The organism is Tsukamurella spumae, from assembly GCF_012396015.1.
Classification (GTDB): Bacteria; Actinomycetota; Actinomycetes; order Mycobacteriales; family Mycobacteriaceae; genus Tsukamurella; species Tsukamurella spumae.
Window position 1 is genome coordinate 86,571 of record NZ_JAAXOQ010000016.1, and the last position, 12,952, is coordinate 99,522.

At 69.8% G+C, this 12,952-nt stretch carries 12 protein-coding genes; 6 read left to right on the forward strand and 6 right to left on the reverse strand.

Features of this window, described 5'->3' with window-relative positions; all coding sequences use genetic code 11:
* Positions 1-50 precede the first annotated feature (50 nt).
* From HF999_RS13145 to HF999_RS13155, 3 genes are read left to right on the forward strand one after another with little or no spacing between them, the layout of a single operon-like run.
* Positions 51-1,238: a phytanoyl-CoA dioxygenase family protein gene (locus HF999_RS13145; RefSeq protein ID WP_168546312.1), complete on the forward strand. Its 1,188-nt coding sequence runs from the start codon at positions 51-53 to the stop codon at positions 1,236-1,238.
* Positions 1,235-2,026, forward strand: a complete 792-nt coding sequence (locus HF999_RS13150) for an SDR family oxidoreductase (RefSeq protein ID WP_312854136.1) — start codon at positions 1,235-1,237, stop codon at positions 2,024-2,026. Before HF999_RS13145 ends, HF999_RS13150 begins: the two co-directional genes overlap by 4 nt.
* A gap of 40 nt (positions 2,027-2,066) precedes the next feature.
* The gene (locus tag HF999_RS13155; RefSeq protein ID WP_246207750.1) at positions 2,067-3,479 is read left to right on the forward strand and encodes an MFS transporter; all 1,413 of its coding nucleotides are present in this window, start codon (positions 2,067-2,069) and stop codon (positions 3,477-3,479) included.
* A 10-nt stretch (positions 3,480-3,489) separates the two neighbouring features.
* Here HF999_RS13155 and iolG read toward each other — a convergent pair whose 3' ends face one another.
* The 5 genes from iolG to HF999_RS13180 form a co-directional block, all read right to left on the reverse strand.
* A complete protein-coding gene (gene iolG, locus HF999_RS13160; protein ID WP_168546313.1) occupies positions 3,490-4,482 on the reverse strand; it encodes an inositol 2-dehydrogenase in 993 nt (330 codons plus the stop codon).
* 1 nt (position 4,483) lies between these two features.
* Entirely contained in the window at positions 4,484-5,659 is a 1,176-nt protein-coding gene (locus HF999_RS13165; protein WP_168546314.1) for a Gfo/Idh/MocA family protein, read from the reverse strand.
* Between the two features lie 69 nt (positions 5,660-5,728).
* Positions 5,729-6,541: an ATP-binding cassette domain-containing protein gene (locus HF999_RS13170; RefSeq protein ID WP_168546315.1), complete on the reverse strand. Its 813-nt coding sequence runs from the start codon at positions 6,539-6,541 to the stop codon at positions 5,729-5,731.
* Positions 6,542-6,545: 4 nt separating this feature from the next.
* The gene (locus HF999_RS13175; protein ID WP_168546316.1) at positions 6,546-7,604 is read right to left on the reverse strand and encodes an ABC transporter permease; all 1,059 of its coding nucleotides are present in this window, start codon (positions 7,602-7,604) and stop codon (positions 6,546-6,548) included.
* Positions 7,604-8,626, reverse strand: coding sequence for a substrate-binding domain-containing protein (locus HF999_RS13180; RefSeq protein ID WP_168546317.1), 1,023 nt, complete (start codon positions 8,624-8,626; stop codon positions 7,604-7,606). Before HF999_RS13180 ends, HF999_RS13175 begins: the two co-directional genes overlap by 1 nt.
* Before the next feature lie 275 nt (positions 8,627-8,901).
* On the opposite strand from HF999_RS13180, the gene HF999_RS13185 reads away from it, so the two are divergent.
* On the forward strand, positions 8,902-10,356 hold the full coding sequence (locus HF999_RS13185; RefSeq protein ID WP_168546318.1) for a sugar porter family MFS transporter: 1,455 nt from the start codon (positions 8,902-8,904) through the stop codon (positions 10,354-10,356).
* A gap of 28 nt (positions 10,357-10,384) precedes the next feature.
* Positions 10,385-10,738, forward strand: a complete 354-nt coding sequence (locus HF999_RS13190; RefSeq protein ID WP_168546319.1) for a universal stress protein — start codon at positions 10,385-10,387, stop codon at positions 10,736-10,738.
* Between the two features lie 6 nt (positions 10,739-10,744).
* Here the strand turns inward: HF999_RS13190 and HF999_RS13195 are convergent, their stop codons facing one another.
* Complete coding sequence (locus HF999_RS13195) at positions 10,745-11,518, reverse strand: fumarylacetoacetate hydrolase family protein (RefSeq protein ID WP_168546320.1); 774 nt, start codon at positions 11,516-11,518, stop codon at positions 10,745-10,747.
* A 95-nt stretch (positions 11,519-11,613) separates the two neighbouring features.
* Between HF999_RS13195 and HF999_RS13200 the strand changes: the two genes are divergently transcribed.
* Positions 11,614-12,828, forward strand: coding sequence for an MFS transporter (locus HF999_RS13200; RefSeq protein ID WP_168546321.1), 1,215 nt, complete (start codon positions 11,614-11,616; stop codon positions 12,826-12,828).
* Positions 12,829-12,952 lie beyond the last annotated feature (124 nt).

Genomic DNA, 12,952 nt, shown 5'->3' on the forward strand with positions numbered 1-12,952 from the left:
GCGCACACCGATTCCCCACTCCCGCTGCACATCGACGTCAGGAACGATCCATGTCCACCATCTCCTCCACCCGAGCCGGAACCTCCCGGGCGGGCCGGATCACCGAGGCCGACTGCCGCCTGGACGAGTTCGCCGCGCTACTCGAGTCCGGGACGGACATCGCGCAGTACCCCCACGCCGACCGGACCGAGCGGGACGTGCTGTTCTACGGTGGCGCCGCTACCGCGGCCGCGGCCGACCCCCGTGCGCGCCAGGACCTCTCGGACGAGCTCGCGCGGGCATTGCTGACCGGGCCCGGCATCGTCGTCTTCGAGGGCGCCTTCGACGACCGGCACGGCCTGCGCGCGGCCACGGAGCTGTTCACCACGATGATCACCGAGCAGCGTGCGACCGGATCCGGGGGCGGCGACCACTTCGCCGCGCCGGGCGCGAACGACCGGATCTGGAACGCCCTGCGCAAGCACGCGGTCCGCGACCCGGAGTCGTTCGCCCGGTACTACGCCAACGACGTGCTGGCGCTCGTGGCGACCGCCTGGCTGGGTCCGATGTACCAGGTGACCTCCGCGATCAACACGGTCAATCCCGGCGGGACGGCACAGTCCCCGCACCGCGACTACCACCTCGGATTCATGGATCCGGCGACGGCGCAGCGCTTCCCCCGGCACGCGCACCTGCTCTCCCCCGTGCTCACGCTGCAGGGCGCGGTGGCGCAGGTCGACATGCCCCTGGAATCGGGGCCCACGCTGTACCTTCCCGGTTCGCAGCGCTACGAGCCCGGCTACCTGGCCTTCACCCTGCCCGCGTTCCGGGCGTACTTCGACGAGCACCACGTGCAGCTGCCGCTGCGCGCCGGCGACGCGGTGTTCTTCAACCCCGCGCTGTTCCACGCCGCGGGCTCGAACCGGTCCGCCGGCATCCGCCGTATGGCGAACCTGCTGCAGGTGAGCTCAGCGTTCGGTCGCGCGATGGACGCAGTGGACCGCTCGGCGATCCTGCGGTCGGTCTACCCGCAGTTGCAGGCGATGACGGCCGCGGGCGCGTCCGGCGCGGTGGAGAACGTGATCGCCGCCGCCGCGGAGGGCTACGCCTTCCCGTCCAACCTGGACCGGGATCCGCCCGTCGGTGGCATGCACGGCGAGACCCAGGCGGAGCTGACCCGCCGCGCGCTGGCCACGGGAATGCCCCCGGAGACCTTCGCGCGCGAGCTGGCCGCGCTCGACGAGCGGCACCGCCCGTGACGGCCCGGGCCGGCGCGGAGCTGGCGGACGCGGTGGTGCTGGTGTCGGGCGGCACCCGGGGCGTGGGTGCCGCGGTGGCCCGGGAGGCGGTCGCGTGCGGCGCGATCGTCGCGTTCACCGGCCGGGACGCGGCGGCCGGCGGGGCGCTGCTCGACGAGCTGGTGGGCGCCGGCGCCGAGGCGCTGTTCATCCCCACGGATGTCGCCGATCCGGCGCAGGCGACCGCCTCGGTGGAGAAGGTGGTCGCCACCTACGGCCGCATCGACTGCCTGTGCAACGCCGCGGGACTCACCTCACGCGGCACCCTGATCGGGACCACGCCGGAGCTGTTCGACGAGCACATCGCGATCAATCTGCGCGCGCCCTTCTTCACCATGGCCGCCGCCGTGCGGGACATGCGCGCGCGCAACGCGCCGGGCACCGTCGTCAACATCATCTCGATGTCGGCGCACGGCGGCCAGCCCTACCTCGCCCCGTACGTGGCGGCCAAAGCGGGACTCGTCGGACTGACGAAGAACGCCGCGCACGCGCACCGCTTCGACCGGATCCGGATCAACGGGCTCAACATCGGCTGGACCGATACGGAAGGCGAGGCACTGGTGCAGAAGCGCTTCCATGACGCACCCGACGACTGGGCCGAGCGCGCCGGGCGGGAGCTGCCCGCGGGTCGCCTGGCATCCGCACAGGACGCCGCACGCGCGGTGGTGTTCCTCCTCTCGGACCGCAGCGGCGTGGTCACCGGCTCGATCATCGACTGGGACCAGCAGGTCAGCGGCGCGTACGACTGACGGACTTGCACCAGCTCGTTATTTGACCGAACATATTGACATGTCCTGGATCATGGATCGCATCCGGTCGCCCGAGCCCGCGAGCTTCAGTCGACCGCTGGCGCTCCTGGTGGCGGGTGCACTGTTCCTCGAGAACCTGGACGGCACCGTGCTGCAGACCGCCGCGCCCGCGGTGGCACGGGAGTTCGGGGTCGCCCCGGAGGGCGTGAGCCCGGCCATCGTCGGATACCTCCTCGCCGTCGCGGTGGCCGTCCCGGTCGCGGGGTGGGTCGCGGAGCGGTTCGGCACCAGGCGCACCTTCCTCATCTCGGTGGCCGGGTTCACGGCGGCGTCGATCGCCTGCGCACTCGCACCGGACCTGCTGTGGCTGTGCATCTTCCGCGTCGTGCAGGGCATCGCCGGGGCGATGATGATCCCGGTCGGCCGGATCGCCGTGCTGCGGTCGGTGCACCCCACCGACCTGCTCGCCGCGATGGCGTACCTCACCTGGCCCTCCCTCATCGCCCCGGTGATCGCCCCCTTCCTCGGCGGCGTCATCACCGACGTCCTGGGATGGCGCTGGATCTTCGCGCTCAACGTCCCGATCGGGCTGGCGCTCGCGATCGGTGGAGCGAACCTGATTCCGCGGATCGAGGAACGCGTGCGGACCCCGCTCGACCGTTGGGGCTACCTGCTGACCGCGGGCGCGGTGGTGTGCCTGACCGGCGGCGTCGAGCTGCTCAGCGACGGCCGGCCCTGGCTGGTCGCCGCGCTCCTCCTCCTGGCGGTGGCTCTCGCCGCCGCCGCGACCCGCGGCATGACCCGCCGCGAGCATCCGCTGTTCGCCCCCGAGGTCCTGCGGATCCGGACCTTCCGCGCGGGCAACGTGAGCGGCTCGGTGTACCGGCTCGTGATCACCGGCGCGCCCTTCCTGTTCGTGCTGCTGTTCCAGGCGGGTTTCGGGTGGAGCGCCGCCGCGGCAGGCGCGATGGTGACCGCCGTGTTCGCGGGCAACCTGGGCGTCAAGCCGCTCACCACGCCGATCATCCGACTGCTCGGCTTCCGGCGCACCCTGGTGTGGTCGATCGTGGCGGGCGCGGCGGTCCTGCTCGCGTTCGCCGGGGTGCACGGATCCACCCCGGCTCCCGTGATCGTGATCCTCCTGGTCGTCTCCGGCGCGGTCCGCTCGATCGGGTTCAGCGCCTACAACACCGTCATGTTCGCCGACGTGCCCCGCGGCCTGCTCCCCGCCGCGAACGGCCTGTCCGCGACGCTGCAGCAGGTGGGCACCGCTCTCGGGGTGGCGGCGGCCGCCGCCGCGGCGAGCCTGGGAATCGGCATCGCCGGCTCGGATGCGGTGGAGCTCGGCTACCGCCTCGCGTTCATCCCGCTCGCCGCGCTGCTGGTGATCCCCCTGGTCGGCGCGTTGCGACTTCCCGCATCCGCCGGCGGACACGCCACTGCCCGACGGTGACCCCGCACCGTCAGCCCCGGACCTCCACGACCGCGCCGGACCGGAGCGAGAGGGCGGCGGCGTCGGCGAGGAGCAGCGCCGCGCGGCCGTCGTCGAACCCCGGGGACGCAGGCGAACCCGTCTCGGTCATGGTGACGAAGGCCTCCAGCTCCGCCCGGTAGGCCGGGGCGTAGCGGTCGAGGAAGAAGTTCAGCACCGGCCCCTCGGCCCCCGTCACGGCCGCGCCCGAGAAGGAGACCGATGTCCGGTGCTGGTTGGCCGCGCTGAGGGCGCCCAGCTCGCCGAAGGCCTCCAGGCGCTGGTCGTAGCCGTACGCGCAGCGCCGCGAGTTGGTGATGGTCGCGAGCCGGCCGTCGGCGCTCTTAAGGGTGACGACGGCACCGTCGACGTCACCGGCGTCGCGAAAGACGGTCGAGACCAGGTTCGCGCCCTGCGCCGACACCGCGACCACCTCGCCGAGGAAGAACCTGGCCATGTCGAGATCGTGGATCATCATGTCGCGGAACAGCCCGCCCGACACCGCGACGTATTCCGCGGGCGGCGGGGTGGGGTCGCGGCTGATGATCGTCAGCTGCTCCAGCTTCCCGATCTCCCTGGCCGCGACGCGGTGCCGGACCTCGGCGAACGAGGGGTCGAATCGGCGGTTGAAGCCCAGCATCACCTTCGCGGTCAGGTCGCCCAGGTCGGCCCGGCAGGCGTCGACGCGGGCGATGTCCAGGTCGATCGGCTTCTCGCACAGGACGGTCCGGCCCCAGCGAACCGCCCGGGTGAGGAGGTCGACGTGCGTCGGCGTGGGCGAGGCGACCACGACGGCGTCCACATCGGGCGCGCCGAGCACCGTCTCCACATCGGTCGCCCACGCCGCGCCGTAGCGCTCGCCGACCTCGCGCGCCGAGGATTCGACGGGGTCGAACACCCACGCCAGTTCCGCACGGGCACTGGCGGCCACCGAGTCCGCGTGCACCCGGCCGATCCGGCCGCAGCCGAGCACCGCGATCCGCACGTCAGCCCCCGATCCGCGCGCTCGACGGCGCCGCCAACCCGAACAACCCGCGGCTGCGCAGGAAGGAATCGTCGGGCACCCCGATCTCGGCGAGGCCCGCCACGCCCGCGGCGAACAGCGCACCGTCGAGCGGGAGCGGGATGCTCGCGCCGAGGGCACCGGAGGCGTAGGCGGCCAGGGTGATCTCGAGGATGTGGCGGGCCACCGCGGCGTCGACCGCGGGCGCCCGCCCCTCGGTGATCGCGTCGGCGAAGTCGATCACGGTGGCCCGCATGGACGCTGCGATGAGCGGCTCGAGCTCGTCGCCCGCCGGGAGTTCGACGGTGCGGGTCCCCGCCTGCGTGGTGACCGTGAGCGACTCGAACGGCGCCCAGGGCATCGTCCCGTCCGCCCGATAGTGTGCGACGGCACGCCCCAGCCTGCCCTCGACCGCGATGCCGCCCTGGCCCATTCCCCAGCCGATGTTCACCAGCGCACTGCGGCGTCCCGCCTCGAGGCGGCACAGCGCCAGCCCGTCGACGGCGTCACCGTCGGTCGCGCTGTCCACGAACGCCGAGACGCGTTCCGCGCGTGCGCCGAGGAAGGCCTCGGCGAGGTACACGCCGTGCAGCATGTCGACCAGCACGCCGCCGCCCGCCTGCGCGGGATCGTGCCGCCAGGTGGGCCGGTACCCGGCCGCGCCCGGCAGGTCCAGCACACCCAGCATGTCGACGCGCACCGTCCGGACCTCGCCCAGCTCGCCGGAGTCGATGATCTCCTCGAGTGCCACCACCTCCGGGAAGAACAGGTAGTTCGCCACGACGGCGAGCACGGTACCCGCCTCCTCCGCCGCAACCCGCATGGCCTCGGCGTCGGCGGGGACGGCCGCGATCGGCTTCTCGCACAACACGTGCTTGCCGGCGCGGGCCGCCGCGACCGCGACGTCACGGTGCAGGTGTTGCGGCGTGCACAGGTCGAGCGCGTCGACGTCGTCGCGGGCGAGCAGGTCCGCGACGTCCGCATGCACCTGTTCCTGTGTCAGTCCGGCGGCGACGCGGCCCAGCTCCAGGCGCTCCGGCGTGGGGTCGGCGATACCGACGATGCGGAACCGGTCGTCGGCGGCGAGGTACGCGGGAATATGGAAGCCCAGGGCGATGTTCCCGCAGCCCACGACGGCCACGCGGATCGGCTCGGTCATCGATGCTCGATTCGTTCGGTGCGGGACCACGGGTCGAGGAGACCCGGGCCGAAGGCTGCGCTCACCCACTCACCTGCGCAGTTCGTGGCTGAGGGTCTCGAGCTCGTCACCGCCGGCCATCTGTGAGGTGAGCTCCTCGAGGGTGATCTCGTCGTAGGTGCAGTCGAGCTTCTGCCGCCCGCGATTGAGCAGCACGAAGTGGTCGCCGACCATGTACGCGTGGTGCGGGTTGTGCGTGATGAACACGACCCCGAAGCCCTGATCCCGCGCCGCGGTGATGTACCGCAGCACCATCCCGGACTGCTTGACGCCCAGGGCGGCGGTGGGCTCGTCGAGGATGAGCACTCGGGCGCCGAAGTAGATCGCCCGGGCGATCGCCACGCATTGCCGCTGTCCGCCGGACAGCGAGCTGATCGGGGCGTCCACGTCGGGCAGGTCGATGCCCATCTTGAACAGCTCCTCCTTCGTCGTGGCGCGCATGGTCTGCACGTCCAGGCTCTTGAGGAACCCCGATCGCAGCTCCTGCCCGAGGAAGAAGTTGCGCCACACCGGCATCAGGCCGACGACGGCCAGATCCTGGTACACCGTGGCCACGCCCTTCGCGAGCGCGTCCTTGGGCGAGTCCAGCGTGGTGACCACACCGTCCACGAGCACCTCGCCCTCGCTCGGCTTGTGCAGGCCCGCCATCGTCTTGATCAGCGTGGACTTGCCCGCCCCGTTGTCGCCGAGCACGCAGGTCACCTCACCGGGGAAGACCCGCAGGTTGATCCCCTTGAGCGCGATGATGTTCCCGTACTGCTTGCCGACGTCCTTGAACTCGATCAGCGCGACCTTCTCGTCGCCGGTCTCGGGGGTCTGAACCGAAATGTCGTCCGTTGTCATGGAGTCACCTCTTCGCCGCGAAGTTGCGGAATGCGTTGTTGGCGATCACTGCGAACAGCAGCATGATGCCGAGGAAGAACTTGAACCAGTCGGGGTTCCAGCCGGCGTAGACGATGCACTGGTTGACCATGCCGAAGATGAACGCGCCGATCATCGCGCCCACGGCCGTGCCGTAGCCACCGGTGAGCAGGCAGCCGCCGATCACGGCGCCGATGATGTACAGGAATTCGTTGCCGACGCCCTGGCCGGACTGCACCGTGTCATAGGCGTAGAGCAGGTGCTGCCCGACGAACCAGGCACAGAAGCCGACGAACATGAACAGGCCGATCTTGACCTTGGTCACCGGGACGCCCACGGCCCGTGCGGAATCCTGATTGCCGCCGACGGCGAAGATCCAGTTGCCGACGCGCGTGCGCATCAGGACGTACGTGGCGACGACGGTGAACAGGATCCACCACAGCACCGTGACCTTGAGGCCCACACCGAAGATGTGGATCGTCGACGAGAACACGGCCTGCGCCGACGGGAAGCCCTGCATGTCGGCGATCGACGGGGTGGCCACCTGGCCGGTGACCATCTTCGTCACGGCCAGGTTGATCCCCGTGAGCATGAGGAAGGTCGCCAGCGTGATGAGGAAGCTGGGGATCCTGGTGCGCATCACCATGTATCCGTTGAACGCGCCCACCGCCAGCGACAGTACGAGCGCCAGCAGCGAACCCACCCACGTGTTGAGGTGCAGGTTGTAGGCGAGCATCGACGCCGCGAGCGACGACGACGTGACCGCCACACCGGTGGAGAGGTCGAATTCGCCGCCGATCATGAGCAGGGCCACGCCGCACGCCATGATGCCGATCGTCGAGCTGGCGTAGAGCACCGTCGCGAAGGCCTCGGGACTGCGGAAGGGCGGCGCGACGATGAGGAAGAAGATCACGATCGCGATCGCGCCGATGAGCGCGCCGACCTCGGGGCGCAGGATCAGCCGCTGCAGGGGCTTCTGCTTCTTGACCCGCTCGTCCGTGACCGCGGTGTGCGTGCTCAGGTCGAGAGCCTCGTCCGTGGTCATCAGCGCGTCCCGCCCTTCGCGAGCTCGGCGACCTTGTCGACGTTCGTCTTGTCGATGAACGCGGGACCGGTGAAGACCGCCTGGCCGCCTCCGATGGTGTTGCCGTTGATGATCTGCAGCCAGAGCGAATCGATCGCCAGGTAGCCCTGGAGGTAGGGCTGCTGGTCGACGGCCCACGCCACCTTGCCGTTCTGGATCGCGCTCACGAGCGCGGCGTTGGTGTCGAAGGTCACGACCCTGGCCTTGCTACCGGCCCCCTCGACGGCCTTGCTCGCGGTGAGCGCGAACGGGGCCCCCAGGGCGACGACGGTGTCGATGCTCGGGTCCTGCTGGAGCTTGGCGTTGACCTTGGACTGCACGTCCGTCATGTCCTCGCCATTGACGTTGAGGTTCTCGACGGAGCCGTCCGCGAGTCCGGTTCGCACGCCGGCGCAGCGGGATTCGAGCTGGACCTGCCCCTGTTGCTGGATGATGCAGATGGCCTTCTTCGCACCCTCCTTGGACAGTCGCGCGCCGACCGCAGTGCCCGCCGTGGTCTCGTCCTGACCGAAGTACTGCTGGATACCCATCCGCGCGTAGTCGTTGTAGCCGGCGTTGAAGGCGGAGATCGGGATTCCCGCCTTCTGCGCGCTCTGCACCACCGCCTGGAAGGCGTTGGGGGTCGAGAGCGTGAGCGCGATCCCGTCGACCTTGCTGTCGATCGCGGCCTGCACGAGGTTCACCTGGTTCGGCGCCTGCGGATCGTTGGAGTACCGGAGGGTGACATTGTCCTTCTTGGCCGCCATCTCCGCGCCCTTGCGGATCAGGTCCCAGAAGGTGTCGCCGGGCTGCTGATGGGTGACCATCGCGATGGTCAGATGCTTGGTCCCCGCGGAACCGACACCGGGGCCGCCGGAACCGTCGCCGCGGGGCGCGCCCCCCGTACTGGAGCAACCCACCACCGTCAGGAGGACCGCGGTGCCGGCCGCGGTGGCGGCGAGGGCCGTGCGGAGCCTCCGTGCCCGCTGCATGGTCTTCTTCATTACTGTGTCCCTTCGACCTCGACCGAGTGAGACGACCCACTCGCTGAGCTGAATGTAGTACAGATCACAGCGCTTGCCTAGTGTTTGTTCAGACATATGCACATTGCCGAGGTCGCGCGGTGTCGCCGGGCAGGCAGTCCGCCGCGCGATGCCGCCGGACCGCCCCGGCGTCGCATATATGTCCGGACATCATTTCAATCTTGACTAACTACTTGTCAAACCCCTTGCGATCTGCTGTGATGTACCTCACGGCGATAGTGGGAAGGACTTCGACGATGACGCACGGAAGTACCAGGACACCGGAGGGCCGAACACCCCTCCCGCGGTTGCGGCCCGGGCCCCACCAGCGGCGGATGGACCTGGTCGCGGTCGTCGCGACATTCGGCGGGCTGCTCTTCGGCTACGACACCGGCGTGCTCAACGGCGCCCTCGAGCCCATGAAGCACGATCTGGGGCTGACCACCACGACCGAGGGACTCGTGGTCAGCACCCTGCTCATCGGCGCCGCGCTCGGCGCGCTGGTCTGCGGTCGGCTCGCCGATGCCATCGGGCGCCGCAGGACGATGATCATTCTCGCGGTCGTCTTCTTCCTCGGCACGCTGGGGGCGGTGTTCGCCGACGACCTGGCGGTGATGCTGCCGGCCCGGTTCGTCCTCGGCCTCGCGGTCGGCGGCGCCTCGGTCGTCGTCCCCGTCTACCTGTCGGAACTGGCGCCCACGGAGCGGCGCGGCACCCTCGGCGGCCGCAACGAGCTGGCCATCGTGGTCGGCCAGCTCCTGGCCTTCGTCATCAACGCGGTCATCGCGCGCGTGTGGCCCCCGCTCACCGAGGCCAACCCGGACGGGCACCCCGGGGTGTGGCGGATCATGCTCGCCGTGTGCGCCGTCCCCGCGGTGTTCCTGTTCATCGGCATGCTGCGGATGCCGGAGTCGCCGCGGTGGTACATCTCGAAGGGCCGCGACGCCGAGGCGCTCACCGTGCTCATGCAGGTCCGCACGGAGGACCGCGCCCGAGCCGAGATGGCGGAGGTCGAGGTTCTCGCCCGCGAGGAGGAGGCCGCCCAGACCGGCGGCTGGGCGGACCTGGCGATCCCGTGGGTCCGTCACATCATGCTCGCCGCCGTGATCCTCGCGATCGCCCAGCAACTCACCGGCATCAACTCGGTCATGTACTACGGCACCGAGATGCTCAAGACCGCCGGCTTCAGCGACACCGCCGCGCCGATCGCGAACATCTTCATGGGCGTCTCCGCGGTCGTCGGCAGCGCGGTCTGCCTGTTCTTCCTCATCGACCGCATCCCGCGCCGGAAACTCATCATCCTGGGCATGATCGGGGTGACGCTCTGCCACGGTCTCACCGTGCTGTCGGCGCTGCTCCTGCCCGAGGGCAGGATCCAGGCGTACGCCGTCCTGATCTTCGTCGCCCTGTTCGTGCTCGTCATGCAGACGGCGCTGAACGTCCCCGTCTGGGTGTGCCTGTCCGAGCTCTTCCCACTACGGTTGCGCGCCTTCGGCATGGGCCTGTCCGTACTGGTCCTGTGGCTGACGAATGCCCTGGTGGGGCAACTCTTCCCGACCCTGATCAAGGTCGGCGGCATCGTCGGCACGTACGGCACCTTCTTCGTGGTGTGCGCCCTGTTCGGCTTCCTGATCCACAAGACCCTGCCCAACACGAGCGGCCGTTCGCTGGAGGACTTGGAGGAGTCCTTCTCCCGCGGCGACTTCCGCTGACCGGATCGTTCTCGACACGAGGAGCATCATGACCATCATCGTCGCGGTCCCCGGCACCAGTGAGGGCCCCGTCGCGCTGCGGGCCGGCATCGAGGAGGCGAGATCCCTCGGCACCGACCTCGTGGCCGTCAATCTCGGCATCGTCGAGCTCGACGTCTCGGACGTCGATGCGGACGTCCGCATCACCGTCGTCGAGCGGACCGGGCGCGGCGACCGCGACCCCGTCGACGCGGTACTGGACCAGATCGATCGGCGCGGCGCGACCCGCCTGGTGATCGCGGTCCGCCGCCGTTCGCTCGTGAGCAAGGCCGTTCTCGGCAGCGTCAGTCAGCGGCTGATCCTGAACTCGCCGATCCCCGTGCTCGCGGTCAAGGCCGACTGAACGGCGTCAGCGGTCCTCAGCGAGACTGGTCAGCGTGCCGATCCCTTCGACGGTGACGGCCACGTGCTGGCCGGCGGTGATCGGGCCGACGCCCTCCGGCGTGCCGGTGAGGATCACGTCGCCCGGGAGCAGCGTCATCACCGAGGAGATCCACTCGACGATGTCGCCGATGGAGTGGATCATCAGCGAGGTGCGGGAGTCCTGCTTGATCTGGCCGTCGAGCTCGGTGTAGATCCGCGCGTCCGACGGGTCGAAGTCCGTCTCGATCCACGGGCCGAGCGGGCAGAAGGTGTCGTAGCCCTTGCCGCGGGTCCACTGACCGTCGTGCCGCTGCTGATCGCGCGCGGTGACATCGTTCGCGACGGTGTAGCCGAGGATCACGTCCTTCGCACGGGCGGCGGGCACATCGCGACAGGGCTGGCCGATGACGACGGCGAGCTCACCCTCGTAGTCCACCTGCTGCGAGCTGCGGGGCAGCTTGATCGGCGCCAGCGGTCCGATGATCGAGGTGTTGGGCTTGATGAAGATCACCGGGTCCTTCGGCGCCTCGCCGCCCATCTCCGCGGCGTGCGCCGCGTAGTTCTTCCCGATGCACACCACCTTGCTGGCGAGGATCGGGGCGAGCAGGCGCACATCGTCGAGCGCCCAGCTGCGGCCGGTGAACTCCGGTGTGCCGAAGGGATGCTCGGAGATCTCACGGGCCCGGGCACCGTCCTCCGGGTCACCCTCGATGGCCGCGAACGCGACCCCGTCACTGCTGGCGATTCGTGCAAGGCGCATAGGGCGAGCCTACCGGTCGACGGCACTACTTCGATCAGCTAGGCTTCATCTCACAATGTAAGCTTCTCGTTCCACTGATTGGGATTGATACGGAGATGTCAGCCGCCCGCCGCTGGTGGATCCTGGTGGTGTCCATGACCGCCGCGATCACCACGACCGCCACCGTGAACTGCGCCGCGTTCCTCATCCCGCAGCTCATCCGCAACGGTCTCCCGGTGCAGAACGCGGGGCTGTTCGCCGCGGCCGCACCCGCGGGCCTGCTGCTCACGACGATCCTGTGGGGCGCCCTCATCGACCGGTACGGCGAGCGGCGGATCCTGCTGATCAGCATGGCGGGAGCGGTGATCGGGCTCGCGGCCACCGTCGCATCGTTCGCGGCGCACGCCCCGCTGTACCTGTCGGCGATCGGCCTCTTCTTCGCCTCCGCGATGGCCGCCAGTGGGAACGGCGCCAGCGGGCGGATCGTCGTCGGCTGGTTCCCCGCGTCCAGCCGCGGCACCGCCATGGGGATCAGGCAGACCTCGCAACCCCTGGGCATCGCGATCCTGTCCCTGACGATGCCCCTGCTGGCGAATAAGATCGGCCTCGCCGCAGCGATGACGGTCCCACTGGTGGTGGCCCTGGTGTCCCTGATCCTGGTGTGGGCGTTCATCGTCGACCCGCCCCGCCCCGAGGCCGGGCCGGCGGCGACCGCGGCGCAGTCGAACCCCTACCGGGAGGACTCCTTCCTCGCCCGCATCCACGCCGTCTCGCTGCTGCTGGTCCTGCCGCAGGGCGCGATCTGGACCTGGGGCATCACCTGGCTGATCGTCGGTCTGCACTGGGCACCGGCCACCGCAGGACTCCTGGTGTCCGCGAGTCAGCTCTTCGGCGCCCTCGGACGGATCGCCGCGGGCGCGTGGTCGGACCGGCTGGGATCGCGCACCGCCCCGATCAAGTGGATCGCGCTCGCCGCCGCGGCGGCGATGGGCGGACTGGGCGCGCTGACCGCGATCGGCTCCCCCGTCGCCGTCGTGGTGTTCCTGATCGCATCGGTGGTCACGGTCGCCGACAACGGGCTGGCGTTCACCGCCATCGCGGAGAAGGCCGGCCCGTTCTACAGCGGTCGTGCGCTGGGCATCCAGAACACGGGACAGTTCGTCGCGACGACCGCCTCCGGGCCGATCCTCGGCGCCCTGATCCATGCGACGAGCTTCGGCGCCGCGTTCGCGATCGTCGCGCTGGCGCCGCTGCTCGCCTACCCGCTGGTCCCCTCCGACGCGAAGCCCGCGGACCTGCCGGAGCAGTCACCGTCGAACACCCCCACATGACTAATGGGAAGTACTAGGTCAGTCGACATCAGTTCGGCAGACTTGGTATCGGTAGCCGCTGCTGGGTGAGCACTCAACCTGACCGGGCGTGTTCTGGAGCCCTTTGTTAAGACCGTGCCCTCAG